Below are 24,844 nucleotides of genomic sequence, written 5' to 3'. Positions count from 1 at the left end.
ATCCTTTCGTCTGCATACATCCTACCTCTAGGCGAGGTCCAGATCTTTTAGCCGTTGCGGCTGGCCGCGGTCAGCTTTGCGCTGCACCCGGCGCCGGCGCCGTTCATCGCTGCGGACCGCCTTGGATGCCTCGTAATCATGCCGCATCGCCGCGGGCGGGGCAAAAACAGCAGACCCCGGAACCGCCTGGCCGGTGCCTGCCACCTCCGCCCCGGGGTCGAGGGGCCCAAGCCTGCCCAGCCGTTCCCCTGCCGCACTGAGGTCCGCCATGGTAGCCATGAACTGCCGGAACAGGCGGATGCCCAGGAGGACATAGAACAGCAGGGCAAGTGCCACGAGAGACACCCAGATCAGGATCCACGACCACCAAGGCATGCTGAAAAGTCTAGCCGTCGTATTTGGCCAGCGCGTCGGCGATCCAGTGCCGGGCGGCATCACCGAGTTCGTCCGGCGCCAGGATCCTGGCCGTACCGCCGTGCTGGGCGACGAACATCGGCAGCCACGCCGTGTTGCCGAACCGGATGTCCACAACCATCCCGCCGTCGGGCAATTCCGCCACCCGCTCGGCGTAGTAATCCTCCGCCAGCCCGCGGCCCTGCCGGGTGAGCTGCACCGTTACGGTGGTGTCGCCGTTGTTCGGCGTGAAAAGCCTGTCTGGTGATCCCCCCGCGGCAGGGACCGTGGCGGAGACCTCGCGGCCGTTGGGCTCCAGTTCCTGAACCCGGTCCAGCCGAAAATTCCGGGTCCCCTGCACCAGGTGGCAATACGCTTCGAAGTACCAGACGTCGTCCTGGGAATAGAGGCGTACCGGATCAACGTCGCGGACGGTCAGGCTGTCCCGCTGAGGTGAAAGATAAGTAAGCCGCAACTGACGGCCGCCGGCGATGGCGTCGCGGACGGTGCCGTGCATATCCGCGGCTGCCGGGGTGACCGGGGTGACCGGGGGGCCGGACAGGGCGGCCGCGCGGCGTCCCTCCTCGCCGGCAGCGGCGCTGAGCTTTAGGGCAACCGCCTCCAGCGCCCCTCCCCCGGCCACTCCCGGCAGCCCGCGCAGGGTCTCCACCCCGGTCAGCAGCGCCGATGCCTCTTCTACCGTGAACCGCACCGGCCGGGTGAGGTCCAGGTCCTGGCTGATATAGACGCGCCCGTCCTCCCACTGGATATCCAGCAGGTCATCCGGGTAACCGCCGGGAAGGCCCGAGCAGATGAGGATGTGAAGGTCGCTCTCCAGCTGGCGCCGGCTGATCCCGAAGTGCGAGGCCACCTCCTCGATGCGGAGGCCCTGGTTATGGACGAGGAACGGCACCAGCTGGAGCATCCGCTGCAACTGGTCTTCCGAAGTCCCCTTGCCGGTGCTGCGGGCACCGGCGCCGGCGCCGGGAAATTCGTAGCGCGGCTTCGGGGAAGCGCTGAACTCCGCTGCAGCGCGCAGCCGCCGCCGGACGGCGGCAACAAGCTCCCCGGGTGCCACCGCAACAGCGTCCGGACCGTAGGATGCGATTTCCTCGGCGAGCACCTCGGGGTCCCGGAACGGAAGGCCCAAAGTGTCGTAGCCGCCGTCGTCTGTTTCCTCCGCTGGAGCGGGCGGGACGCCCTTGCCATCCGCGGCGCGTCGGCGGAGTGCCAGCAGGCGGCCTTTCCTGACGCGTACGACGGCGGTGCGGAGCGGCAATTCGGGGAGGGTGTCCAGTTCTTCGCGGATGTTGAAACCGGGAGGCGGGGTGTAGGTGTCCTTGTCCAGCGTGGTGACCGCGCTGGTGAACCGCGACAGCCGGAAATGGCGGGGCGCCTGCCGGGCCCGGTCATAACCCATGAGATACCACTGGCCGAACCGGCTGCCCAGCCCCCAGGGCTCGATGGTGCGGAGTTCTTCCCTGCCGGTGCTTCCGGCCAGGTAAGTGAAGGCGACCGGGTGGCGGGCATGCATGGCGGCGACGAGGTCGTCGAACGCCTGGCCGGCGGGTTTGATGCGTGGCTGGACGCCTGCGGGCAGCTCAACGGCAGCCAGGCTTCCGGACGACTGGAGTTTCCGGACGGCGCTGCGGGCGGCAGTGCCCAGCGCCGCGCGCTCCCAAAGCTGGGATGCCAGAAGGAGGACCGTCCATTCCTCGGGTCCGAACTGGACTTCCGGGAGCCGGTTCGAATCCTTGCCGATCCGGTAGCGCGTGGTGGTGCTGTCATCTTCTGCCCAGCCGGTGTCGGTGAGGGTCTCCACCTCGAAGCCCATCCGGCGGAGGTCGTTTTTGTCCCGTTCGAACATCCGGCCAAATGCCACGTCATTGCCGGACGTGTCGTGGTAGACCTTCTCGCGCAAGTCACCGCGCCCCAGGCCATAGCGGGTATTGAGGAGCGCTATCAGCAGGTTCAGGAGACGTTCGGTACGCGATACAGGCACGCTCGCTACGTTACTAAACCTGGCCCTGGAACGCAGGAAGCGCGGCAGCACCGGGCGACAATGTCGCCTGGAGCTGCCGCGCTTGCCGGACGGGAGGGCGTTTAGCGCACGCCCACCAGGTCCACCACGAAGATCAGGGCTTCGTTGGGCGCAATGGCTCCACCGGCGCCCCGGGAGCCGTAGGCCAGTTCGGACGGGATTTCCAGCCGGCGGCGGCCGCCGACCTTCATGCCCAGGAGCCCCTGGTCCCAGCCCTGGATGACCTGGCCAACGCCTACGCGGAAGTCCAGCGGTGCGCCGCGGCCCCACGAAGCGTCAAACTCTTCGCCGGTGGACCATGCGACACCCACATAATGCGTGGACACGGTGTCTCCGGCCTTGGCTTCGCGCCCGTCGCCTTCGATCAGGTCCGTGATGACGAGTTCCGTGGGGACGTCACCTTCCGGAAAATCGATCTCAGGCTTCTGGCGGTCGAATTCGCGCTGTCCAAATGACATGGTTGCTCCTTTGTTCTGGTGCTGTGCTTGTGGGGTCCTTGTTGCGGGTGCCTGGCTTCGCTGCACGGGCCGCGCTGCACCCAGTCTGGCTACTTGGTGCCGAGGATGTCCACTACGAACACCAGGTCACCCTTTGCTTTGCCCTGGCCGGCGTCGCCGTACGCCAGGTCCTTGGGGACCACCAGGAGGACGCGGGATCCGACAGTCTTGCCGGCCAGTCCCTGGGTCCAGCCCTTGATGACCTGGTTCAGCGCGAAGGAGGCAGGTTCGCCGCGGTCGAAGCTCGAATCGAACTTGTCACCGCCCTCGAGGTTCACGCCCACGTAGTTCACGGTCAGGGTGTCGGTGGCCTTGACCACGGCCCCCTTGCCCTTGATCAGGTCCTGTGCCACGAGCTTCTTTGGAGCGGAAGCACCCTTTACCGAGATTTCTGGGACGCCGTCCTTTTCGGTGACAGTGGGCAGGCCGGTAGGCGGAGTTACAGCCTCACCTTCGGGCTTCTCGAGGGCAGGCGTGACATCCTTTGCGGACACGACCTTGATGACGAGCAGCTGCGTGGGCTGCGCCTGGGCTCCTTCAGCACCGGCCTGGCCGGGCACGGCGAGGGCCAGGCTGGAGCCGACTTTGGCACCTACAAAGGCGTTGTAGATCACGGCGCTGCCGGTCTTGAGCTCCTCGTTCAGCTCCAGCGGTTCCGGATCATTCGGGAAGGTGTCCTCCAGGGTGCTGCCGTCGGTTCCGTTCAGCGCAAGGATGGAGATGTTTGCCACCTGGTTCGCCTTGAGGGGTTCACCGCTGCCTTCGGCGACCACCTTGACGGTGGGCTCTGCGACCTCCAGGGGCTTGTCGAACTCGACGCCGGGGGCTTTCTTATCCCCGTTGTCCGTCAGTTTGAGGGAGTCGAACTTTGCAGTCTCCCCGGCCGATTGGCTGGTGGGCTCCGGCTCTGATGCCGTACCGCTGCAGGCGGTGAGCATCAGGAGGCCGGGGAGAAGGATTGCTAGTAGTCGGCGCACGTAAGAAAACTTTCGTTGGGGCAGGATGGATGCGACGGGTCCGCAGGACGCGGCCGGCGTCGCCAGGGGCCGGGAAAACGGCCCTGTCCAGAATAGCCCCTAAAGCTGGGAGTCAGCCCATAGTCTCCAGGAGCGCATCCACGCGTTCATCCACGCTCCGGAAGGGATCCTTGCACAGGATGGTCTGGTGTGCCCGGTCGTTGAGCTTCAGGTGCACCCAGTCCACGGTGTAGTCCCGGCCCAGTTCCTGGGCACGGCGGACGAAGTCGCCGCGCAGTTTGGCCCGTGTGGTCTGCGGCGGGGCGTCGACGGCGTCCTTGATGACGGTGTCGTCCACGATCCGCCGGACGGCGCCCCGCGACTGCAGAAGGTAGTAGAGGCCGCGGGAACGGGAAATGTCGTGGTACGTGAGGTCGAGCTGGGCGATGCGCGGTGCATCCAGGCCAAGGCCGTGGCGTTCCCGGTAGGAGTCCATCAGCTTCTTCTTGATGGCCCAGTCGATTTCGGTTTCGATGCCGCGGGTGTCGCCGGATTCAATGGCCTTCAACGTCCGTTCCCAGAGGTCCAGGATCAGGGGCACATGCGGGTTGTGCGCGCCGTGGTCGTGGACGAAGGCTGTGACTTTGGACAAGTACTCCTGCTGGATTTCGAGTGCGGTCAGCTGTCGGCCGTTGGCGAGCCGCACCAGCGCCCTGCCGCTGAGGTCGTGGGAGATCTCGCGGATGCTCCGGATGGGGTTTTCCATCCGCATGTCCCGCATGATGACCCCGGCCTCGATCATGCGCAACACCAGGTCCACCGTGCCCACCTTCATCAGGGCCGTGGTCTCAGACATGTTGGAGTCCCCTACGATGACGTGCAGGCGCCGGTAGAACTCGGCATCCGCATGGGGTTCGTCACGGGTGTTGATGATCGGGCGGGACCGGGTGGTGGCGGAAGAGACGCCTTCCCAGATGTGGTCCGCGCGCTGGGAGAACGCATAGGTGGCCCCGTGCGGGGTCTTGAGGATTTTGCCGGCGCCGGCAATAAGCTGGCGCGTTACCAGGAACGGAATCAGGATCTCGGCAAGCCTGGAAAACTCGCCGCGCCTGGGGATCAGGTAGTTCTCATGGCTGCCATAGGAGTTGCCCGCCGAATCCGTGTTGTTCTTGAAAAGGTAGACGGTGCCGTTGAAACCCTCGGCCGCCAGCCGCGCCTGGGCCTCATCCACCAGGTCGTCCAGGATCAGTTCGCCGGCACGGTCATGGGCAATCAGCTGTGCGAGGTCGTCGCATTCCGCCGTGGCATATTCGGGGTGCGAGCCGACGTCGAGGTACAGGCGCGACCCGTTGGTGAGGAACACATTGGAGGAGCGTCCCCAGCTGACCACTTTGCGGAACAGGTACCGCGCCACTTCCTCCGGGGCGAGGGGCCGGGAATCCGGGCTCGAATAGGAGATCCCGAATTCGGTTTCGATGCCAAAAATCCGTTTGTCCATCAGTCCTCCCGGGCCAGCACTGCAGTAATGTCCGCGTCATTGAGCCGCCGGAACGCGCGACGGGTGCCGCGCGTGGTTTCCGAGAGCCTGTCCAGGACGGCAACCTCAAGGGCGCGGGAGGGAACGGGGACGGCCGGCCCTTCGGACTCCGTTGCGGCGGCCAGGCCGGACATGGCCAGGCGCACGGCGTCGGCAAAGCCAAGCGTCGCCTGCCAGCCGCCCTCGATGGCGGCGGAGACCTTCTCAGCCTGCCCGCCCATGACCACGAAGCTGTGTTCGTCGGCAATGGAACCGTCAAACGTCAACCGGTAAAGGTGGTCCTCGGCCTGGGTCCGGCCTACCTCGGCGACGGCCAACTCCACCTCGAAGGGCTTCTGTTCGGCAGTGAAGACGGCTCCGAGGCTCTGGGCGTAGACACTTGCCAGCCCACGCGCGGTGACGTCTTCACGGTCGTAGGAGTAGCCCCGGACGTCAGCGTAGCGCACGCCCGCCTGGCGGAGGCTTTCGAATTCGTTGTACTTTCCCACCGCGGCGAACGCGATCTTGTCGTAGATCTCCCCGATCTTATGCAGGGATGGAGAAGGGTTCTCGGCCACGAGCGCTATGCCGTCCGCACAGCTGATGACCACCACGGACCGTCCGCGGGCAATTCCCTTCCGGGCAAAATCCGCCCGGTCCTTCATGAGCTGTTCAGGCGAGACGTAGAACTGCTGCGTCATCCTAGGCCTCCCGTCCGGCGATGGTCCGCGCTTCGATCACGTTCCGGGCCGCCGCGGCAAGCCGCTCCTCGGAGACGCGCCGTGCGCCGGAGGCATCCACCGTGTACACCACTGGCCAGAGCTGGCGGACGGTGTCCGGACCGCCCGTGGCGGAATCGTCGTCGGCTGCGTCGTAAAGGGACTCCACCGCTATGGCCACGGCTTCCTCTTCGCTGAGGTTGGGCCGCCACAGTTTCTTCAGGGCGCCGCGGGCGAAGACTGAGCCGGAGCCGACCGTGTGGTGCTCGCGTTCCTCATACCGGCCCCCGGTGACATCGTACGAGAACAGCCGTCCCACGCCCGCGCCGGTGTCGAACCCGGCGAAGAGCGGTACCACCGCCAGGCCCTGAAGGGCCATGGGCAGGTTCCCGCGGATCATGGCGCCAAGCCGGTTCGCTTTACCTTCGAGGCTCAGCTGTGTGCCTTCGATTTTTTCGTAGTGTTCCAGCTCCACCTGGAAGAGCCTGGTCAGGTCGATGGCGATGCCGGCAGTTCCCGCGATGCCCAGGACCGAGTAGTGGTCTGCAGGAAAGACCTTTTCGATGTGCCGGCTCGCGATGATGTTGCCCATGGTGGCGCGCCGGTCTCCTGCCATCAGCACGCCGCCCCCGTAGCTCATCGCCACGATGGTGGTGGCGTGCGGCGCCTGCAGCGGCGCAGTTGGAGCACCGTGCTGGACATGCCGGTTGTAGGGCAGAAGGTCAGGACGGTCCCGCTGCAGGTGTTCAGTGAAGGACGAGGTGGCGTTGGCAGCTACTTGGTTGGCGGATGATTCCTGCACTCATGCACTCCTAGAACGTGGTGGTTCAACTCAGCGTCGGTCCAGCCCCCGGCAGTCTGCGGCTTCCGCCACCTCCGGGCTGCCTTCTACTGGCCGCCTTTTTGGACGAACGCCCGGACGAATTCTTCGGCATTGGATTCCAAGACACCATCGATCTCGTCGAGGAGGTCATCGACACCTTCCGTGGACGCCGAGGCCTGGGCCTCGGGCGGGGCGGGAGGGGCTTCGGGGAGCTCCTCTTCCACCTGACTGTCCCGCGGTTGCGGCTGCTGCTGCTCCTGGCCTGCCATTTCTACCCTCTTTTCTTCCCAGCCGGACCCTGTGGATCCGGCGATAAGCCCATCCTGCCACGGTGGCGCCCCTCCGGAAGGGTTTACGCCGCAGGCGGAGAAGATTTGTGCCCCAGCAGTTCCGCAAGGAACGGGCCGGCTTCACGGTGGCGCTGGAATAACGGGCCGGTGAGCGCTTTGGTTCCCCGCAGGGGCTCCCTGGTGGGCACGCGCTGGAGGCGTCCGGATCCCGGCACATCGAAGATGACCGAGTCCCAACTGGCGCCTACCACGTTCTTGCCGAAGCTGCTCACGCACCTCCCCCGGAAAAAGGCGCGCGTATCCGGTGGCGGCTCGGATACTGCAGCCGCGATGCCGGCGTCGTCCACGATCCTTTGCATACGGCCGCGGGCAAGGAGCCGGTAGTAGAGACCCTTCTCCGGCCGGAGATCAGCCCACTGGAGATCCACTAGGCCAAGCCGGGCATCGTTCCACTCCAGTCCGTCGCGGTCCCGGTAGCCGTTCAGGAGGGAAAGCTTGGCCACCCACTCCACCGAACCTGCTGCTGCCGCACGGTCCATGTCCAGCTGGGTGAGGACTGTTGCCCAGCGGTCCAGGACGTCATGGGTGTGGCCGTCACCGTAGGCGGCATCGCCCACCCCGGTGTCCTGGGCAAGCTTCGCCGCTGCCTCGTGGTACATCCACTGCAGATCCAGCGCCGTGACGCGTCTGCCGTCCAGCAGGCGGACCTTTGTGGTGAGCAGGGTGTCATGGCTGATCGCCTGCAGCGCCGCGACCGGTTCGTGGACCTCGATCCTGGGGGCGAGCCCGGCCTCGATCAGGCTCAGCACCATGGCGGTGGTGCCAAACTTCAGGTAATTGGAAACCTGGCTCAGGTTGGCGTCGCCGATGATCACGTGCAGCCGCCGGTATTTATCAGCGGTGGCGTGCGGTTCGTCGCGGGTATTGATGATGGGCCTGCGGATGGTGGTTTCAAGCCCTACTTCAGCCTCGAAGAAGTCCGCCCGCTGGCTGATTTGGTAGCCCGGAGTGGAGCTGTCCTGCCCGATGCCCACCCTGCCGGAACCGCAGATCACCTGCCGGCTGACGAAGAAGGGGGTCAGGCCACGCACTATCTCGCCAAAGGGCACCGAGCGGGGCATCAGGTAGTTCTCGTGCGACCCGTAAGAGACCGATTTGTTGTCCGTGTTGTTCTTGTAGAGGTTCACCGGCGGCAGGTCCGGGTCGGCCGCCAGGCGGCGTACAGCCGCAAGCCCCACAAGGTCCCCGGCGGCATCCCAGGCGACGGCGTCACGGGGGTTGGTGACTTCCGGGCTGGAATATTCGGGATGGGCGTGGTCCACGTACAGGCGTGCGCCGTTACCCAGGACCATATTCATCAGCAGGGTACCGGACTCGTCCTCCCCGTCGAGTTCCAGGTCCTCCTGGCCGTAGGCAAGGGCCACGGCTTCGGCGTCGAGCACCGGCGGCTGGTCCGTCAGCTGGCTGGGATGGGCAGCGGACCTCTCGAGGGTCCAGCCGCGGGCATCGTGGAGGGGTTCTTCGTCCGTGTAGTCCCAGCGGGTCTCCGCTCCCCCGGCGGCACGCTGGCGGGTTACCTGCGCGTACGCCTGCACTACCCGGGCGCTCATCATGGTGGCGTTGGCAGAGGGCGCCGACGGTGCGTGGATGCCGTACTCGGTCTCCGCCCCCATCACGCGCATGGCCCCGCCGGCGGGGAGCGCTTCCCCGCCGGCGGGCTCAGCTGCAGGCGTCACAGATACTGTCCGGTGGTCGGCATGGTTTCGATGGACTTCCCGGGCTCCTGGCCGGCCTTGCCCTGGACGATGGTGCGGATGTACGTGATCCGTTCGCCCTTCTTGCCGGAGATCCTTGCCCAGTCATCCGGGTTCGTGGTGTTCGGCATGTCCTCGTGCTCGCGGAACTCGTCAACCACCGCCCGCAGCAGGTGCTCGATGCGCAGGCCTTTCTGGTTGGTGGTGAGCAGGTCCTTGATGGCGTACTTCTTGGCCCGGTCTACCACGTTCTGGACCACAGCACCGGAGTTGAAATCCTTGAAGTACAGCATTTCAGTATCGCCGTTGGCGTAGGTGACCTCCAGGAACTCATTGGACTTGTCGGTGGAGTACATGGCCTCCACCGTGCGCTGGACCATGGCGTCCACCGTCGCCTGGACATCTCCGTGATGCTCCGCCAGGTCGGACTCATGGAACGGCAGGTCCGTGGTGATGTATTTGTTGAAGATGTCCGCGGCGGCCTCCGCGTCGGGGCGCTGGATCTTGACCTTCACGTCCAGGCGGCCGGGCCGCAGGATCGCGGGGTCGATCATATCCTCCCGGTTGGACGCGCCGATGACAATGACGTTGTCCAGGCGCTCCACGCCGTCGATCTCGCTCAGGAGCTGGGGCACGATGGTGGTCTCGACGTCGGATGAGATGCCTGTGCCACGGGTCCGGAACAGGGAGTCCATCTCATCGAAGAACACCACTACGGGGCTGCCGTCAGATGCCTTCTCACGGGCGCGGGAGAAAATCAGCCGGATGTGGCGTTCCGTCTCGCCAACGTACTTATCCAGCAGTTCCGGGCCCTTGATGTTCAGGAAGTAGCTCTTCAGGTCCACGTTTCCCGACCGCTCCGCGGCACGGGCGGCCAGCGAATTGGCGACGGCCTTGGCAATCAGCGTCTTACCGCAACCCGGAGGCCCGTAGAGCAGGATGCCCTTCGGCGCCTTGAGCCCGTGCTCCCGGTAGAGGCCGGGGTGCAGGAAAGGCAGCTCCACAGCGTCCCTGATCTGCTCAATCTGCGGTCCCAGGCCGCCGATGTCCTCATACGTAATATCCGGGACTTCTTCCAGCACCAGGTTCTCGACTTCCGAACGCGGCACCTTTTCCAGTGCGTAGCCTGTGCGGGAGTCGACCGAAAGCGCATCCCCCACCCGAAGCTGCTCGGCCATGAGGGCCCCGGAGAGGCGCACTACCCGTTCCTCGTCGGCACGGCCCACCACCAGGGCCCGGTCGGACCCGAGCATCTCCTTCAGTGTGGCCAGCTCGCCGGCACGTTCATAGCCCAGGCCCGCCACGATCAGGAGTGCCTCGTTCAGCAGCACCTCCTGCCCGACGGCAAGCTGGTTCATGTTCACCAGCGGGCTGATTCCCACGCGCATTTTCCGGCCGGCGTTGAAGATGTCAACGGACTCTTCGGTGGCCGCCTGGCCGCTGGCGCCGGGCGAGGGCTGGCGGCGCGGGTTCAGCTGCAGGACGGTGCCAAAGCTGTAGGGCGGCTGCCCTTCCTGGTCCAGGGCGTTCTTGAGCCGGAGGATTTCGGCCTTCGCCGTCTCAAGCATGTTGACCAGCTTGGAGTTGTTCTGCGTTGCCGCCGCCAGCTGGCGGTCAATGTGCCTGAGCTTGTCCCGGAGGATGTTGACCTGGCGGTCGGCGACCGAGAGGTCATTGGCGGCAGACTCCTCTGCCGGTGTACGTCCGGAGTCCTGGTTCGGCGTCTCCATGATGTATCAGCCCCTTCCTGCGCTTCTCTTTAAGACATTAGTCCCAAGAAGGCAGGTAGGACGGGGAGACTCCCGAAATGTGGACTAGTTCGTAACCTCGGGTGCGTCCTTGACGTTGGTGCCGGCAATGGCGTCCCGGGCTGCGCGGCGCAGTTTCTTGTCCGACACGGCACGCTCGCCCACCGCGCCGGGCGTCCAGGCGTTGACGTCCTCTTCGTTGAACTCCGTCTTGGAAGGCCGGCGCTTGACGGAGATGCCCGTGACGCCGTCGGCCAGCCGGCGGGTCACGAGCAGGAAACCGGTGTGGGCCACCATTCGGTGGTCCGGGCGGACAGCGAGTCCCTCCAGGTGCCAGCCGCGGACCATCGACTCCCACGCGTCCGGCTCCGTGAAGCGGCCGTCGGCGCGGATTGCCTCTGCGGTGCGGGACAGCTGGGTAACGGTAGCCACGTAGTTGATCCAGACGCCGCCAGGCGCCAGCACGGTAGCCACTGCGTCCAGACATTCCCAGGGCGCCAGCATGTCCAGCACTACGCGGTCCACTGAACCCGGTGCTTCGCTGCGGACCACTTCTTCCTGGAAGTCGCCCAGGGAGATCTGCCACGCGGGGTGCGGGCCGCCGAAGATGGTTTCCACGTTGCCGCGTGCGATGTCAGCGAATTCTTCCCGACGCTCAAAGGAGTGGAGGTAGCCGTTGTCCCCCACGGCCCGCAGCAGCGAGATGGACAGTGCGCCGGAGCCGACACCGGCCTCAACCACCCGCGCGCCTGGGAAAATGTCCGCCATGGTCACGATCTGGCCGGCGTCCTTCGGGTAGACGACGGCGGCACCGCGCGGCATGGACAGCACAAAATCGGACAGCAACGGTCGCAGGGTCTGGTACTGCTGGCCCACGTTGTTGACCACAACGGAGCCGTCCACTTTGCCGATGATGTCATCGTGGTTCAGGAAACCCCGGTGGGTGTGGAAGGCTCCGCCGCGCTCCAGGGTGATCGTGTTCATCCGGCCGCGCTCATCGGTGAGCTGGACGCGCTCACCTTCCCGGAACGGGCCTCGGCGGCGGGCAGCGCCCACCGGCTGCGAGCCTCCGGCGGCAGCACCGGCCCGGGCTGCTCCGTGGGCGTCGTTGACGGCAGTTTCGCTGCTCATGATGTTTCCTCGCTCCTGTAAACCTTTTATGCCTGTGCAGGCCGGCACCCGGATGATGGTGTGGCGGCTGCTGCGGCAATGCACGACCGGCAGGTAACTCTACCCGTTCCGGCCCTTAGCGCGCCTGTCTGCTGCCTGCCGCCTGCCCGTGATGGCAGCGACCACCGCTTCCTGGGACAGGAGACCGGTCACGATGCCGTTGTGATCCACCACGGCATACTGGCGGCCCTCCACCTGGGAAAGGAACTGCACCAGCTCCTGGCCCCTGGACCACTCGGGGACGTAGGCGCCGGGCGCCAGCGCGTACGAAACCGCAGTGACCGGCGTCGAGGGCGACACAGCAGCCGGAACGGCAGCCAGCGCCGCGGGGTCAACCACACCCTGCGGCCGGCCGTCCGGTCCGCAGACCACCACGGCGCCCGCCTGCCCGGCGTACCGGCGCGCCTCGTCAACGGAAGCTGTCGCAGGCAGGCCAAGCGCCGGCGTCGACAGGCCCGCCGCAGTGACCAGGGGCAGGCGGCCGCGGAGCGTGCCCTGCTGGATCGCCGCAGAGGCACCCACCCACAGGAAGCCGCCTACAAGCAGCGAAATCATCAGCAACGAGAAATCCGGTGGGCTGCCCGCGAGCACCGGCCTGCCAATGAACCAGTAGCCGATGGCGACCACGATTACGCGCCCCGCCCAGCCGGCAGCGACGGTGCCCCTGGCCTGGCTGCCGGTGACCTTCCACACGGCGGATTCCACCAGGCGTCCCCCGTCCAGCGGCAGTCCCGGCAGTACGTTGAAAATGCCGATCAGGAAGTTGGCCCACATAAAGATATTGGTGAGGATTTCGGCGACACTGGCCAGGTTCGCGGTGCTCAACACGACCCAGGCACCGCCCGCCAGAAGCAGGTTGGCGGCCGGCCCGGCCAGCGCCACCAGGACAGACCTGCCCGGGGTGGCCGTGAAGCTCTCGAACTGCGTATGCCCGCCCCACAGGTTCAAGACGATTTTCTGCGTGGGCCAGCCATAAATCCGGGCGGTCAGGGCGTGGGCCAGCTCATGGACCAGCACCGAAACCAGGAGCAGCAGGGCGTAGGCGAAGGCCACAAGGTATGCGCTGAAGCCAAGCGCCGGGTTGTTCCTGAGCAGCATGGGGCCATAGATGATCACGGTGAAGGCCGCAATGATGAACCACGAGTAGGCCAGGATGACGGGTACGCCGGCGATCCGTCCCAGCGGAATGCCCTCGCGGCGCCCAGCCGGCTGGGGATCAGCCATGGGCGGTCCCAAGCGAAGCCGCCTCAGCGTCCGTTTCGCTGCTGCCGGCAGCGGACAGCAGTTTCCGGAGGTCTGCGACGGACCGTCCGGCCAGCGAATCCCACAGTGTATAGGCGTCGTGTTCGGGGAGCGGCACGATGTGCGGAATGGCGGCGGTGGCGACGCCGGAAGCCACGGCTGCCGCGACCCCCGGTGCCGAATCTTCCAGTGCCACGCAGTGCCTGATTTCCAGGGGGGCGTCGATTTCCCGTAGCAGGTCGACGGCGGTCAGGTACGCCTCGGGGTGCGGCTTGCCCCGGGTGACGGTGTCTCCGGTGACCACGACGTCGAAGTAGGGCCGGGGCAGGCTGGCCACCACCTGGCGGGCCAGCGGCCCCTCGGACATGGTCACGAGTGCACACCGGATGCCGGCGTGGTGCAGTTCCTCGAGGAGTTCGCGGGCCCCGGGACGCCAAGGCACCTGCTCTTTGACCCTGCCGACCACCGCTTCCGTGAGGGTATCGATGATTTCCCGGATCTCCAGCGCCACACCGGCCTTCTGGAGCACCCCGGCAGAGTAGCTCAGCGACTGCCCCACCAGCTGCATTGCCTGCTCATGGCTCCAGGTTCCACCATGGGCTTCCACCAGGGCATGCTCGGCCGCGATCCAGTATGGCTCGGTGTCCACGATGGTTCCATCCATGTCCCACAGGACGGCTTTGAGTGGGGCGTGGGCGGGTGTGGGTTCCATGGGTCAAGTCTACGGTGGGAGCCAGAGGGCTTTCCGGCAGGTACGCCATGGGCGTACCGCCGCAGGGCCGCCCATGGCGCGCAGAGGGTCGGGCGCGCTGCAATCCCTGCGCAAGGGCGCGTCTTGGACGTAGGGTGAAGAAATGAATAGCTTCGAGGAAGACACCAGCGGGCAAGGTGCCGAACCCGGGCGGGAGCGGTTCCTGCAGCCGGCGGCTGAGGGCCAGCGCGTAACCGTGATGCTTGCGGCGTTCGAGGGCTGGAATGACGCAGGGGAAGCCGCCAGCGATTCACTGCGCTACCTGAACAGGGCCTGGGGCGGCAAGAAGGTCGCATCCATCGATGCCGATGAGTACTACGATTTTCAGTTCACCCGGCCCACGGTGCGCCGCAACGCAGCCGGCGAACGCAAGATCAAATGGCCTTCCACCCGGATTTTCAAGGCCAGCGTCCCGAACTCAAACGTAGACGTGATCTTCGTCCAGGGGATCGAACCGTCCTATAAATGGCGGGCTTATACGGCCGAACTGCTGGTGCATGCCGAGGCCCTGCACGTCGAATACCTGGTGCTGGTGGGAGCGCTCCTCGCGGATGTGCCGCACAGCCGGCCCATTCCGGTCAGCACTTCCTCGGACGACGCCGCACTCCGTGAGCGCATGAACCTGGAAGCCTCGCAGTACGAGGGACCCGTGGGCATCGTTGGCGTGATGGCCGAGGTTGCGCTGCTCGCGGGAATTCCCACCGTTTCGCTGTGGGCGGCCGTGCCGCACTACGTGGCGCAGGCTCCGTCACCTAAGGCCCAGCTGGCGCTGCTGCACAGGATTGAGGAACTGCTCCAGGTTCCGCTGGACACCCACGAGCTCGCTGAGGAAGCGGCCGCCTGGGAACGCGGCGTGGATGAGCTCGCAACGGAAGACCCGGAGATTGCCGCTTACGTGCGGCAACTGGAAGAGGCCAAGGATACGGCGGATCTCCCCGAGGCCACCGGCGAATCCATCGCCCGCGAGTTCGAGCGGTACCTGAAGCGGCGCGGCCAGGACCGGCCCTAGCCGGACGTCCTAAAACTCAGAGCCTGATTCCCAGGAGTGCGTCCACCGCATCTGCCACCAGGTCGCGGTCGGTCCCGCTGGCGGGCCCGGCATTGTCCATTGCCTCACGAGCCCACCGCGAAACGGCGGCGATGGCGGCAGGTGCGTTCAGATCTTGGGCCAGCGCGGTGCGCATGGCGGCAAGAAGCGGCACGGCAGATCCCTGCGGGGCGTGCTCCAGGGCGCGCCGCCATACCTCGAGGTCCCGCTTGGCTGCGGCGAACCCCTCGTCGGTCCAGGACCAGTCGGAGCGGTAGTGGTGGGCCAGGATGGCCAGGCGGATTGCCGCCGGATCCTCACCGGCTGCCCGTAGCTTTGAGACCAGGACCAGGTTGCCCTTCGACTTGCTCATTTTTTCGCCGTCCAGTCCCACCATGCCTGCGTGGGCGTAGTGCCGGGCCAGCGGCACGCCGGCCAGGGAATACGCATGTCCCGCGCCCATCTCGTGGTGCGGGAAGATCAGGTCCGATCCGCCGCCCTGCACTGTGAAGGGTGCCGGGAGATAACGCTGAGCGATGACGGTGCACTCAATATGCCATCCCGGGCGTCCGGCACCGAGGGATCCTCCGGGCCAACTGGGCTCGCCCTCGCGCTCCACCCGCCACAGCAGCGGGTCAAGGGCCTGGCGTTTGCCGGCGCGGCCGGGATCGCCGCCCCGTTCGGCGAAGAGTTCGAGCATTTCACTTTCGCTGAGGCCTGAGACGGAGCCCAGGGTCCAGGCGTCCGGCGCCACGGACTGTTTGCCGGCCGCCTCGACGTCGTAATAAACATCCCCGTCCGGCTCCCCGCCGGTGCCGGCAACCCGGTAGGCCAGGCCCATGTCCAGCAGCCGTTCAACCTCGGGCACAATCAGGCCGATCGATTCGACGGCGCCTATGTATCGGTCCGGCGCCAGGACGTTGAGCGCCTCCATGTCGGTCTGGAACAGCTCGATCTGGCTGGCGGCGAGGTCGCGCCAGTCCACACCGGTGGCAGTTGCCCGTTCCAGGAGGGGGTCATCCACGTCCGTCACGTTCTGCACGTAGGCCACCTGGCTGCCTGCGTCCCGCCAGGCCCGGTTCAGGAGATCAAAGGCAACGTAGCTGGCGGCATGCCCCATGTGCGTGGCGTCATACGGCGTGATTCCGCAGACATACATGGACGGTTCTGCGCCTCCGTCGAGTTCCACTTCGCGGCCCGCGACAGTGTCGAACAGCCGGATGGAAGGCATGGCGCCGGGCAGGCCAGGGACGGGGCGGGAAGTCCAGGATTTCACATGCCAAGCCTAGTGCTACGCGCTGATGACGCCGAAACCGAGCAGCAGATACACGGCGAGTCCCAGGCCGATGCGGTACCAGACAAACAGCCGGTAGCTGCGCGTGGAGACGAACTTCAGGAACCAGCCAATGATGACGTAGCCCACCACGAAGGCAATCACGGTAGCCAGCGCAGTCTCCGGCAGTCCGAAGGGGCCGCTTACGCCGTCCTTGGACACCACCTTGTAGAGCTGGAAGAGCCCGCTGCCGAACACCGCCGGAATGGCCAGGAGGAACGAGTAGCGGGCAGCGGCCTCACGCGTGTACCCCATGAGCAGGCCGGCCGTGATGGTTCCGCCGGACCGTGAAACCCCGGGGATCAGAGCCAGGGCCTGGGCAAAGCCAAAAAGAATGCCGTGCCTGTACGTCAGGCGGCTGAGCTCCCGTTCCTGCCGGCCTACGGCGTCAGCCACAGCGAGGATCAAACCGAAGACGATCAGCATCGTGGCGACGATCCATAAACTGCGCAGCACCGATTCGATCTGGTCCTGGAAAAGGAGCCCCAGGACCACGATGGGAAGGCTGCCCAGGATCACCAGCCAGCCCATCCGGGCATCCGGATCCTGGCGGGAGACCTTCCCGGCCAGCGAGCCCGCCCAGGCCTTCACGATGCGGACGATGTCACGCCAGAAATAGACGAGAACGGCGGTCTCCGTGCCCAGTTGGGTAATGGCGGTGAAGGCGGCGCCGGGATCGGCAGCGTTGGGGAGGAACTGCCCGACGATCCTCAGGTGGGCGCTGGACGAAATGGGTAGGAATTCGGTCAGTCCCTGCACAAGGCCCAACAGGGCCGCCTCAAACCAGTTCACGCTACGACACTACGTCATGGCCGCCAGGGATTCTGGCCGTAAGCTTGCTGCTATGCAGCAGCGTTACGTAGGCAACAGCGGATTGCGGGTCTCCGCCCTCTCACTCGGCACCATGTCCTGGGGCGCCGAAACGGATGAACAGGATGCCTCCGAGCTGCTGCAGACGTTCCTCAACGGCGGCGGCCGGCACATCGATACCTCGGCTTCCTACGGCGACGGCGCGGCCGAGGCCCTGATCGGGTCGCTGCTCGGCGACGTGGTTGCACGGACCGAAGTGTCCATCAGCACCAAGGCAGGAATGACGACGGCGGGGGGCCGCCGAAGGATCGATACCTCCCGCGGCGCCCTGCTCAACGGACTCGACGCAAGCCTTGCGCGGTTGGGGACGGACTACGTTGACGTCTGGCTTGCCGAGGCGTGGGACGGCAACGTTCCCCTCGACGAGACGCTTTCGGCCATGGAATTCGCGGTGCGGACGGGCCGGGCGCGGTACGCGGGCATTGCCAATTTCGCAGGCTGGCAGGCGGCCAAGGCGGCGGCCCTGGCCCGGTTCCCCCTCGTGGCGGCCCAGGCCGAGTACTCACTCCTGAACCGCGCTCCGGAGCCGGAGCTGATACCGGCCGTCGAAGACGCGGGCCTTGGGCTGATGGCGTGGGGACCTCTTGGGCGCGGCGTGCTGACAGCCAAGTACCGTGGGGGGATTCCGTCCGGGTCGCGTGCTGCTTCGGCCACCGAGGCCTCCTACGTGGAACGGTACCTCGGCGAGGCGCCGACCCGGACGGTGGATGCGGTCTGCATGGCTGCCAAGGGGCTCGGGCGTACCCCCCTGGACGTTTCACTCAGCTGGCTGCTGGCACAGCCCGGCGTGGCAACTGCGGTGGTGGGCGCCAGGACCCCGGCCCAGCTCAAGGAAGTGCTTGACGCCCAGCTCGTTCCCCTGCCTCCGGAAATCTCCCTGGCACTTGAGGACGTTTCGGCCGCCTAGGGCTGCGCACACAGGCTACTCGTCGACGATCTCCAGATCCTCGTCGTCGTCCACGTCCATTTCTTCATCGTCCTCGTCGTCGAAGACCTGAAGCGGAGTCACCTCGTTGTAGGCCTCATAGAGGGCGTCTTCGTAGACTTCGAAGGCGTCCGCCACGGCGAAAAACGCTGCTTCCACGGACGGATCACCGTCCCCGCGGCGGTTGGATGCTGCTATAAGGTGTTCTTCCAAAGCGGTGGTCAGGGACTGAAGCGCGACACGCGGATCGATGCTCATGACTTCACGTTAGCCGGAAAAGGACGAAAATGGAGGGCAATGAAGGAACAATTTCTCACCAGCTCGGTCCGGCGGGAACGGGACTATTTGAGGCAGTACGAGTACCTCGTACTGACGGTCAGCCCCGTCGATTCCCTGCATGAAGCCCGGCGCCGCCTGGTGGAGCACTCCGAATACGGCAAGTGGGAACTGGAGCGCAGCAAGCTGTACATGGGCGGCGGCCGTCGCTTCTGGCTCCGCCGCAGGGTGATGCAGGTCCAGCGGACCGTTTAGCTCCCGCCCGTGCCGTCAGTAGTTCGTCAGCAGCGTGTTCAGTACCCGTGCGCCGAACTTCAGGCTGTCGGCCGGTACGCGCTCATCCACGCCGTGGAACATGCCGGTGAAATCCAGGTCGTCCGGCAGCATCAGCGGTGCGAAGCCATAACCCGTGATGCCCAGGCGGCTTAATGACTTGTTGTCCGTACCGCCGGAGAGCGTGTACGGCAGCACCTTCGCGCCGGGGTCCTCGGAGTGAAGGGCATCGATCATGGCGTCGACCAGGTTGCCTGCAAACGGCACTTCAAGCGACACGTCCTGGTGCACATAGCTGACGTCCACTCCGGCACCGGCCAGGGTACGCACAATCTCCAACACCTGTTCCTGCTGGCCCGGGAGGGTGCGGCAGTCGATCAGCGCCTCAGCCGACTCCGGAATGACGTTGTGCTTGTAGCCGCCCTTTAGAAGCGTGGGGTTGGTGGTGTTCTGCAAGGTGGCTCCGACGAACCTGGCCACCGTACCCAGCTGGTCCAGCAGGAGGTCCGGATTACCGGCGTCGAACTCCACTCCCGTGAGTTCCGTCACCCCGTCCAGGAACTGCCGCGTGGTGGGAGTCAGTTCGATGGGCCACTGATACTCGCCGATGCGGGTGACCGCCGCCGCGAGCCGGGTAACGGCGTTGTCCGTGCTGATCTGGGAGCCATGCCCAGCCCGGCCATGGGCTACGAGGCGCAGCCAGGAAATGCCCTTCTCGGCCGTCTGCAGGAGATAGGTCCGCTGGCCTCCGATGGTGGCGGAGAAACCGCCGACCTCCGAGATCGCTTCGGTGGCACCGTCGAAGAGTTCGGGGCGCTTCTCCACGGCGTAGCGCGCGCCATAAGCGCCGCCGGCTTCCTCATCCGCGAAGAACGCAAAGATGATGTCCCGCTTCGGCTTTGTGCCGGACCGGACGAAACTGCGCAGGACGGAGAGGATCATCGCATCCATGTCCTTCATGTCCACGGCGCCGCGGCCCCAGATCAGGCCGTCCTTGAGTTCCGCGCCGAACGGATCGACGGACCACTGGTCACGCAACGCGGGGACAACGTCGAGATGGCCGTGCACCACCAGGGCGCTGGCGGAAGGATCCTGCCCTTCCAGCCTGGTGACAACATTGGCCCGGCCGGGTGCCGATTCGAAGATCTCGGCCTCCATGCCGACCTCCGCGATCAGCCCGGCCGTATATTCGGCAGCCGCCCGCTCCCCCGGACCCGAGCCGTCTCCATAGTTGGAAGTGTCGATCCGGATGAGTTCCTGGCAAATCCGGACGACCTCGTCCTCGGGCAGGATGTCAGGCATGCGAACTCCTTTTGATGGGCAACGTCACCGGCTGGATTGCTGCCCCCAGACTACCCAAGAGGGCCGATTCCATGTTTCCGGAAAGTTCGTGTTAGAGTTTTTCTCGCTGCTTCGGAGAGGCGCGAAACGCTGAAAAGCGGGAACGCTTCCCGAAATACCACCTGCGCGGGTGGCGGAATGGCAGACGCGCTAGCTTGAGGTGCTAGTCCTCGAAAGGGGGTGGGGGTTCAAGTCCCCCTCCGCGCACAAAGGATGAATGATTCATCAGGGAACACCCCGGTCTTTGGACCGGGGTGTTCGGCTTTTAACGACCATTGCCTCTCAGAGTACGCTGAGTCCCCGCAGCGCTGCCAGCACGTCGGAGACCTGGACGCCCAGCAAGGCAGGGTCAGGGTCGGCAGCAAAAGCATCACCGCGCCGAAGCTCCGGGCGCGTGAGTACCACGTGGGGGCCCGGCGGAGGTCCCCAGATTTCCGGCCGCGCCGGCCCGAACAGGACCACGGACGGCGTCCCGTACGCCGAAGCCAGGTGTGCGGCACCCGTATCAGCGGAGACGACGACCGAGGCTTCCGCCACAGCCGCGGCAAAGGCGGCAAGCCCCAGCCGTCCGGCCAGCACGGCTTCGGCCGGAAGCCCGGCCAGCCGGCACACCTCCACCGCCCGCGCCGCTTCTGCCGATCCTCCGGTAAAGACCACCCGGTGGCCCGCAGCGGCGAGCACCGATGCCACCTCCGCGAACCTTCCGGCGGGCCACAGCCGGCTCCCATATGCCGCGCCGACGTGCAGGACGGCTGCGCCCGGAGCCGGACCGGCTTCCTGGGGACGGGCGATTCCCACGTCCGCAGGATCGGCAGCAATTCCGTGCCACTCGAGCAACCGTACCCAGCGTTCGCGCTCGTGCAGATCGTCCCGCCACGGAGGTCCTTCATGCTTGGGGCCCGCATGAGCGATGGTGCGCTTCGCCTTTAGGGCGTCGATCCTCGCCCGGCTCTCCGGTCCGCCGCCATGCAGGTTGACGGCAACATCCACGGCGCCGGGTTCCTTGGCCAAGGGCTGGTCCAGCCCGTGCGTAGGCAGCAGTTCATAGCCGCCCACCAGGTCCAGTGCCTCCGCAAGCCATCCCTGCGCGGCGTACAAAAGCCGGTGTTCGGGGAAGGCCCGCCGGAGTCCTTTCAGGGCCGGCACGGCCACCAGCAGATCCCCCAGCTTCAATGCCCGAAGCACGAGCAGTTCCGGCCGGTGGCCGGACAAAGCCGCAACACCCGCTGCTGCGGTTCCCGCCCCGGCGGCGGTCAAGCCTGCCACCCGGTTCCGCCAGTCGCGGCAAGGCTGCGGACATCATCGAGGACACCTTCCACCGGTATCCCGGCCACGAGGGATTCATCGTGCGGGCAACGCGGTGCCGTCCATCCCACCTGCGTGACGTCGATGCCGCAGACGGGGCAGACAGTCACCCAGGACGCATGCAGCCGGTGCAGGCTTCGTCCGAGCGCACCCGCGTTGATGATGTTGCCTGCCCAGTAGATGCCCACCGTCGGAACACCAAGGGCCTGGGCGAGATGCCGTGGGCCGCTGTCATTGCCAACAACCACCGAAGCCGAGGACAGTAAAACGACGAGCTGCTCCATGTCCAGGGATCCCGCCACGGACCGGACGCCGCTGGATCCGGCTCCCGCGACGATGTCCTCCGCCAGGGACTGTTCGCTGCGGTCCCCCACCACATCAACCCGGAAGCCCTCGGCCGCGCACGCGCGCGCGAGGTCAGCAAACCGCGAGGCCGGCCAGCGGCGCCGGGGATCCGTTGCTCCCGGATGAATTACCACCAGGGGTGCGCTGGCGCCGTCGTCGGATGGAAGGTTGTCCGCCTTTTGGCCCGCGGGCGCCAGCCGGGCCTCGAGGTCGCAGGGATAGGCGCCGGCGAACCCTGCCACCTCAAGGGCGCGCAGCGGTTCGTGCTGGTAGTAGAGGTACGGAACACTGCGCTCCAGGTGCGCCGCATCCGGGGTCCTCGTGCCCACGGTGTGCCGCGCGCCCAGCTGGAGCAGAAAGGGGTTCGAGTAACGTCCCCCGCCATGCAGCTGTACAGCAAGGTCCAGGTCCAAGCCCGCCATCCGCCTGAAGAAAGCTTCCACGGCTGCCGGGTCCTCCTCGCCCGGCCGCACTCCCACGGCATACGGCAGGACCTCTACCCCGGTCACGGGGCTGTCCGTTACGGCCAGCACCTCCTGGTGGATGGGGGTGCCGAGTAATGTGATTTCCGCCTCAGGGTAGGCCGCCGCCAGGGCACTTACCGCAGGCAGGGCGTACATCAGGTCGCCCAGTCCCCCGCCCCGCAGGACTGCAATCCTCCGAACGCCGCTGAACTTCTCCAAAACCGGCCCAACGCCCGTGCCTACGCGGCGCGCGCCGCCAAATTCCGCCGTGAGCTGGTTCAAGAGGCTCCCCCCAGGTGCATGGGAGGCCCGGGCGGTGCCCCGGTCTCCACTTACGATGGACGGCGCTCGGACGCTCCGCCGCCGTCGTGCTTCTCTTGCCTCCCTACCCATACCGGGGACGAATATGCTGCGCCTCTTGGGGAATACCAGCTTGATGCTGTACGTTTCATACGCGACAGACGAACCAAAGAAAAGAGAAGCACCCACAGTGGCAACCGATTATGATGAGCTGCGTTCCGACGTCAAGGAATCGCAGGACAACTCCCTCGAGCAGCTCCAGTCTGCCAACGCTCCGGATGCCCGCAGCGTTGTCCTGGAACTCGATGAGGCGGACGGACTGGACGGTGCCGGCGTTCCCGGCGGCGAATTCGTTGCCGAAGAGCTTGTAGTACAGGTCATCCCGCAGGCCGAGGACGAGTTCACCTGCTACTCCTGCTTCCTGGTACGCCACCGCTCCCAGATCGCCAAGCAGAAGAACGGCCACAGCTACTGCACCGAGTGCGAAGGCTGACGTTCTGAACCTGGCGGGCATTTGCCCGCCGCTTGCCGCCCGTTTCGGGTAAAGGCACGCCCGCCTTGCGGCGTGCCTTTCGGCTTTAACCGTCACGTTTGGACCATGCCCGTGAGTTACTCCGGTCCTGGCGAAAGGCTCCAGTGAACGATTACGGCAATCTTTTAGCTCAGGGGGCGGACCTGCTGTCCCGGACCGAACCTCCAGCTGTCAGCCTGATCCAGCTGCTGATGGTTGTGGCCGCGGCGGCCGGCCTGGCGGTCCCCCGGCGTTCGTGGCGCTATTTCGGCCTCCTCGCCACGGTTACGCATGAGCTGGGACATGCGTTTGCGGCGCTTACCTCGGGCCAGCGGCTGTCCGGCATACGTTTGCGCCTGGACCACTCCGGGACCACGACCACCTACAGCCGCAGCAGGATTGCGGCCGCATGGTCGTGTTTCTGGGGCTACCCGGTGCCGGCCGTCGCGGGCGCGGCCCTGGTCTGGGCGGGACTGAATGGATGGGCTCCCGCTGCGGTCGCCGTTTCGGCGCTGCTGCTGGCGGCCTCTCTCGTTTTCCTGCGCAACCTGGCCGGGTTCCTCATCACCGCTGGCGCCATTGCCACCTGCGCGGGGCTGGTCACGCTGGTGCCGGCACCGTTTCAGGGCCACATAGTGGTTGTCCTTGGCCTGGCGCTGCTGGTTGCAGCCGTCAGGGACCTCGCCAAGCTGGTGCACGTACACCTCCGCCGGCGGGACAGGCTGGCCACTTCGGACGCCTACCTGCTCTTTCGCGCCACGGCCATCCCGTCCTTTATCTGGATTCTCCTGTTCAGCGGCGTGGTGGCCGCTGCCTGGCTGACAGTCTGGCAGCAGGTATCGCTGATCGTGCCGGGCGGCACATAGGCTGGGGGCATGAACCAGCAGAGCGAAATTACCCGGCAGGAAACCGCAGCATCACCAGGGGAATACAGCACGCGTGGAGCCTATGTCACCGGCGGTGCAGAGTTCACCCGGGACACCAATTACATAGAGGACCGGATCACCCGTGACGGCAGGCCCGGCGATAACGGCGAACCCGGCTGGCCGGTGGAAGCAGGCCGTTACCGGCTGGTGGCTGCGCGGGCTTGCCCCTGGGCCAACCGCGCCGTCATTGTCCGCCGCCTGTTGGGACTCGAAAACGCCATCTCGCTGGGCCAGCCCGGGCCCACCCACGATGCCCGGTCCTGGACTTTCGACCTTGACCCCGGCGGAGTGGATCCGGTCCTGCGCATCGAACGCCTTCAAGACGCATACTTCCGGCGTTTCCCGGGCTATCCGCGGGGTATCACCGTTCCCGCCATCGTGGATGTCCCCAGCGGAGCCGTGGTCACCAACAACTTCCCCCGGATCACCCTGGATTTCGCTACGGAGTGGACGGAGTTCCACCGGCCGGGCGCCCCGGACCTCTACCCGGCACACCTCAGGGAGGAGATCGACCAGGTCAACCGGCGGGTTTTCACGGAGGTCAACAACGGCGTGTACCGTTGCGGATTCGCCGGCTCGCAGGAGGCTTACGACGCCGCCTACGCCCGTCTCTGGACCGCGCTTGACTGGCTCGAGGACCGCCTGTCCCGGCAGCGGTACCTTGTAGGCGACACCATCACGGAAGCGGACGTTCGGCTGTTCACCACGCTGGCCAGGTTCGACGCCGTCTACCACGGCCATTTCAAGTGCAACCGGCAGAAGATTGCCGAGATGCCTGCTCTTTGGGCCTACGCCCGCGACCTGTTCCAGACCCCGGGCTTTGGGGACACCATCGATTTTGTGCAGATCAAGCAGCACTATTACATCGTCCACGAGGACATCAACCCCACCGGGATCGTGCCCGCGGGGCCTGACCTGTCCGGCTGGCTCGAGGACCACGGACGCGAGTCGCTGGGCGGGCGTCCTTTCGGCAACGGAACTCCGCCGGGACCGGTCTGGCCGGGCGAAGAAGTGGCAGCAGGCCACGGTGCCGCAGCCTGATGCGCAC

General features: G+C 66.0%; 25 protein-coding genes and 1 tRNA gene. 7 read left to right on the top strand and 19 right to left on the bottom strand.

Features of this window, described 5'->3' with window-relative positions; all coding sequences use genetic code 11:
- Positions 1-27 precede the first annotated feature (27 nt).
- The 13 genes from ACIQCN_RS04805 to ACIQCN_RS04745 form a co-directional block, all read right to left on the bottom strand.
- Positions 28-375, bottom strand: coding sequence for a hypothetical protein (locus tag ACIQCN_RS04805; RefSeq protein ID WP_400609665.1), 348 nt, complete (start codon positions 373-375; stop codon positions 28-30).
- 10 nt (positions 376-385) lie between these two features.
- Positions 386-2,395, bottom strand: coding sequence for a helix-turn-helix transcriptional regulator (locus tag ACIQCN_RS04800; protein WP_400609663.1), 2,010 nt, complete (start codon positions 2,393-2,395; stop codon positions 386-388).
- Between the two features lie 101 nt (positions 2,396-2,496).
- Complete coding sequence (locus ACIQCN_RS04795; RefSeq protein WP_066275847.1) at positions 2,497-2,892, bottom strand: FKBP-type peptidyl-prolyl cis-trans isomerase; 396 nt, start codon at positions 2,890-2,892, stop codon at positions 2,497-2,499.
- Positions 2,893-2,981: 89 nt separating this feature from the next.
- Positions 2,982-3,908: an FKBP-type peptidyl-prolyl cis-trans isomerase gene (locus ACIQCN_RS04790; RefSeq protein ID WP_400609661.1), complete on the bottom strand. Its 927-nt coding sequence runs from the start codon at positions 3,906-3,908 to the stop codon at positions 2,982-2,984.
- Between the two features lie 112 nt (positions 3,909-4,020).
- On the bottom strand, positions 4,021-5,385 hold the full coding sequence (pafA, locus tag ACIQCN_RS04785) for a Pup--protein ligase (protein WP_400603775.1): 1,365 nt from the start codon (positions 5,383-5,385) through the stop codon (positions 4,021-4,023).
- Positions 5,385-6,104 carry a proteasome subunit alpha gene (gene prcA, locus ACIQCN_RS04780; protein ID WP_400603777.1) on the bottom strand — a complete coding sequence of 240 codons (720 nt, stop codon included), beginning with the start codon at positions 6,102-6,104 and terminating at the stop codon, positions 5,385-5,387. The genes pafA and prcA overlap by 1 nt, the downstream gene beginning before the upstream one ends.
- Position 6,105: 1 nt before the next feature.
- A complete protein-coding gene (gene prcB / locus ACIQCN_RS04775) occupies positions 6,106-6,924 on the bottom strand; it encodes a proteasome subunit beta (RefSeq protein ID WP_400603779.1) in 819 nt (272 codons plus the stop codon).
- 86 nt (positions 6,925-7,010) lie between these two features.
- Positions 7,011-7,214: a ubiquitin-like protein Pup gene (locus ACIQCN_RS04770; protein ID WP_400603781.1), complete on the bottom strand. Its 204-nt coding sequence runs from the start codon at positions 7,212-7,214 to the stop codon at positions 7,011-7,013.
- An 83-nt stretch (positions 7,215-7,297) separates the two neighbouring features.
- Positions 7,298-8,917 carry a depupylase/deamidase Dop gene (gene dop, locus ACIQCN_RS04765; protein ID WP_400609848.1) on the bottom strand — a complete coding sequence of 540 codons (1,620 nt, stop codon included), beginning with the start codon at positions 8,915-8,917 and terminating at the stop codon, positions 7,298-7,300.
- A gap of 50 nt (positions 8,918-8,967) precedes the next feature.
- Positions 8,968-10,719, bottom strand: coding sequence for a proteasome ATPase (arc, locus tag ACIQCN_RS04760; protein WP_400603783.1), 1,752 nt, complete (start codon positions 10,717-10,719; stop codon positions 8,968-8,970).
- Between the two features lie 84 nt (positions 10,720-10,803).
- On the bottom strand, positions 10,804-11,868 hold the full coding sequence (locus tag ACIQCN_RS04755) for a tRNA (adenine-N1)-methyltransferase (RefSeq protein ID WP_400609659.1): 1,065 nt from the start codon (positions 11,866-11,868) through the stop codon (positions 10,804-10,806).
- Positions 11,869-11,967: 99 nt separating this feature from the next.
- Positions 11,968-13,131, bottom strand: coding sequence for a site-2 protease family protein (locus tag ACIQCN_RS04750; RefSeq protein ID WP_400609657.1), 1,164 nt, complete (start codon positions 13,129-13,131; stop codon positions 11,968-11,970).
- Entirely contained in the window at positions 13,124-13,861 is a 738-nt protein-coding gene (locus tag ACIQCN_RS04745; RefSeq protein ID WP_400609655.1) for an HAD family hydrolase, read from the bottom strand. The genes ACIQCN_RS04750 and ACIQCN_RS04745 overlap by 8 nt, the downstream gene beginning before the upstream one ends.
- A 142-nt stretch (positions 13,862-14,003) precedes the next feature.
- Between ACIQCN_RS04745 and ACIQCN_RS04740 the strand changes: the two genes are divergently transcribed.
- Positions 14,004-14,909 carry a PAC2 family protein gene (locus ACIQCN_RS04740; RefSeq protein ID WP_400603791.1) on the top strand — a complete coding sequence of 302 codons (906 nt, stop codon included), beginning with the start codon at positions 14,004-14,006 and terminating at the stop codon, positions 14,907-14,909.
- 16 nt (positions 14,910-14,925) lie between these two features.
- Here ACIQCN_RS04740 and mshC read toward each other — a convergent pair whose 3' ends face one another.
- Both mshC and ACIQCN_RS04730 read right to left on the bottom strand, forming a co-directional pair.
- The gene (mshC, locus tag ACIQCN_RS04735; RefSeq protein WP_400603793.1) at positions 14,926-16,203 is read right to left on the bottom strand and encodes a cysteine--1-D-myo-inosityl 2-amino-2-deoxy-alpha-D-glucopyranoside ligase; all 1,278 of its coding nucleotides are present in this window, start codon (positions 16,201-16,203) and stop codon (positions 14,926-14,928) included.
- 15 nt (positions 16,204-16,218) lie between these two features.
- Positions 16,219-17,052, bottom strand: coding sequence for an undecaprenyl-diphosphate phosphatase (locus ACIQCN_RS04730; RefSeq protein ID WP_400603795.1), 834 nt, complete (start codon positions 17,050-17,052; stop codon positions 16,219-16,221).
- A gap of 52 nt (positions 17,053-17,104) precedes the next feature.
- Between ACIQCN_RS04730 and ACIQCN_RS04725 the strand changes: the two genes are divergently transcribed.
- Complete coding sequence (locus ACIQCN_RS04725) at positions 17,105-18,037, top strand: aldo/keto reductase (protein WP_400603796.1); 933 nt, start codon at positions 17,105-17,107, stop codon at positions 18,035-18,037.
- Positions 18,038-18,052: 15 nt separating this feature from the next.
- Here the strand turns inward: ACIQCN_RS04725 and ACIQCN_RS04720 are convergent, their stop codons facing one another.
- Positions 18,053-18,313, bottom strand: a complete 261-nt coding sequence (locus ACIQCN_RS04720; RefSeq protein WP_400603798.1) for a hypothetical protein — start codon at positions 18,311-18,313, stop codon at positions 18,053-18,055.
- Between the two features lie 39 nt (positions 18,314-18,352).
- On the opposite strand from ACIQCN_RS04720, the gene ACIQCN_RS04715 reads away from it, so the two are divergent.
- Entirely contained in the window at positions 18,353-18,586 is a 234-nt protein-coding gene (locus ACIQCN_RS04715) for a DUF5703 family protein (RefSeq protein ID WP_400603800.1), read from the top strand.
- Between the two features lie 15 nt (positions 18,587-18,601).
- On the opposite strand, the gene ACIQCN_RS04710 is transcribed toward ACIQCN_RS04715, so the two are convergent.
- Positions 18,602-19,906: a M20/M25/M40 family metallo-hydrolase gene (locus ACIQCN_RS04710; protein WP_400603801.1), complete on the bottom strand. Its 1,305-nt coding sequence runs from the start codon at positions 19,904-19,906 to the stop codon at positions 18,602-18,604.
- Positions 19,907-20,069: 163 nt separating this feature from the next.
- On the opposite strand from ACIQCN_RS04710, the gene ACIQCN_RS04705 reads away from it, so the two are divergent.
- Positions 20,070-20,152: transfer RNA gene (locus ACIQCN_RS04705), tRNA-Leu, on the top strand.
- A gap of 75 nt (positions 20,153-20,227) precedes the next feature.
- Here ACIQCN_RS04705 and ACIQCN_RS04700 read toward each other — a convergent pair.
- Both ACIQCN_RS04700 and ACIQCN_RS04695 read right to left on the bottom strand, forming a co-directional pair.
- Complete coding sequence (locus ACIQCN_RS04700; RefSeq protein WP_400609846.1) at positions 20,228-21,202, bottom strand: glycosyltransferase family 9 protein; 975 nt, start codon at positions 21,200-21,202, stop codon at positions 20,228-20,230.
- Entirely contained in the window at positions 21,199-22,341 is a 1,143-nt protein-coding gene (locus tag ACIQCN_RS04695; RefSeq protein ID WP_400609653.1) for a glycosyltransferase family 9 protein, read from the bottom strand. The genes ACIQCN_RS04700 and ACIQCN_RS04695 overlap by 4 nt, the downstream gene beginning before the upstream one ends.
- Before the next feature lie 208 nt (positions 22,342-22,549).
- Between ACIQCN_RS04695 and ACIQCN_RS04690 the strand changes: the two genes are divergently transcribed.
- The 3 genes from ACIQCN_RS04690 to ACIQCN_RS04680 all read left to right on the top strand — a co-directional run bounded on the left by ACIQCN_RS04690 (position 22,550) and on the right by ACIQCN_RS04680 (position 24,837).
- On the top strand, positions 22,550-22,852 hold the full coding sequence (locus ACIQCN_RS04690; protein WP_377215857.1) for a DUF4193 domain-containing protein: 303 nt from the start codon (positions 22,550-22,552) through the stop codon (positions 22,850-22,852).
- A 143-nt stretch (positions 22,853-22,995) separates the two neighbouring features.
- A complete protein-coding gene (locus ACIQCN_RS04685; protein ID WP_400609651.1) occupies positions 22,996-23,736 on the top strand; it encodes a M50 family metallopeptidase in 741 nt (246 codons plus the stop codon).
- 9 nt (positions 23,737-23,745) lie between these two features.
- Positions 23,746-24,837 (top strand): glutathione S-transferase family protein, encoded by a 1,092-nt coding sequence (locus ACIQCN_RS04680; RefSeq protein WP_400609649.1) that lies wholly within the window; start codon positions 23,746-23,748, stop codon positions 24,835-24,837.
- The last annotated feature ends 7 nt before the right edge of the window (positions 24,838-24,844 follow it).

Source organism: Pseudarthrobacter sp. NPDC092424, from assembly GCF_044754925.1.
Lineage (GTDB): Bacteria > Actinomycetota > Actinomycetes > Actinomycetales > Micrococcaceae > Arthrobacter.
Note: the sequence above shows the minus strand (reverse complement) of the source record. Positions and strands in the feature narration are given on the sequence as shown.

Excerpts from the sequence above, each read along its gene's own strand:
- dop (WP_400609848.1), bottom strand. The coding sequence starts at position 8,917 with ATGCGCGTGATGGGGGCGGAGACCGAGTACGGCATCCACGCACCGTCG.
- ACIQCN_RS04755 (WP_400609659.1), bottom strand. The coding sequence starts at position 11,868 with ATGAGCAGCGAAACTGCCGTCAACGACGCCCACGGAGCAGCCCGGGCC.
- ACIQCN_RS04725 (WP_400603796.1), top strand. The coding sequence starts at position 17,105 with ATGCAGCAGCGTTACGTAGGCAACAGCGGATTGCGGGTCTCCGCCCTC.
- ACIQCN_RS04795 (WP_066275847.1), bottom strand. The coding sequence starts at position 2,892 with ATGTCATTTGGACAGCGCGAATTCGACCGCCAGAAGCCTGAGATCGAT.
- ACIQCN_RS04805 (WP_400609665.1), bottom strand. The coding sequence starts at position 375 with ATGCCTTGGTGGTCGTGGATCCTGATCTGGGTGTCTCTCGTGGCACTT.
- ACIQCN_RS04715 (WP_400603800.1), top strand. The coding sequence starts at position 18,353 with ATGAAGGAACAATTTCTCACCAGCTCGGTCCGGCGGGAACGGGACTAT.
- prcA (WP_400603777.1), bottom strand. The coding sequence starts at position 6,104 with ATGACGCAGCAGTTCTACGTCTCGCCTGAACAGCTCATGAAGGACCGG.
- ACIQCN_RS04710 (WP_400603801.1), bottom strand. The coding sequence starts at position 19,906 with ATGCCTGACATCCTGCCCGAGGACGAGGTCGTCCGGATTTGCCAGGAA.
- ACIQCN_RS04720 (WP_400603798.1), bottom strand. The coding sequence starts at position 18,313 with ATGAGCATCGATCCGCGTGTCGCGCTTCAGTCCCTGACCACCGCTTTG.
- ACIQCN_RS04680 (WP_400609649.1), top strand. The coding sequence starts at position 23,746 with ATGAACCAGCAGAGCGAAATTACCCGGCAGGAAACCGCAGCATCACCA.
- ACIQCN_RS04740 (WP_400603791.1), top strand. The coding sequence starts at position 14,004 with ATGAATAGCTTCGAGGAAGACACCAGCGGGCAAGGTGCCGAACCCGGG.
- ACIQCN_RS04750 (WP_400609657.1), bottom strand. The coding sequence starts at position 13,131 with ATGGCTGATCCCCAGCCGGCTGGGCGCCGCGAGGGCATTCCGCTGGGA.
- ACIQCN_RS04770 (WP_400603781.1), bottom strand. The coding sequence starts at position 7,214 with ATGGCAGGCCAGGAGCAGCAGCAGCCGCAACCGCGGGACAGTCAGGTG.
- pafA (WP_400603775.1), bottom strand. The coding sequence starts at position 5,385 with ATGGACAAACGGATTTTTGGCATCGAAACCGAATTCGGGATCTCCTAT.
- ACIQCN_RS04745 (WP_400609655.1), bottom strand. The coding sequence starts at position 13,861 with ATGGAACCCACACCCGCCCACGCCCCACTCAAAGCCGTCCTGTGGGAC.
- arc (WP_400603783.1), bottom strand. The coding sequence starts at position 10,719 with ATGGAGACGCCGAACCAGGACTCCGGACGTACACCGGCAGAGGAGTCT.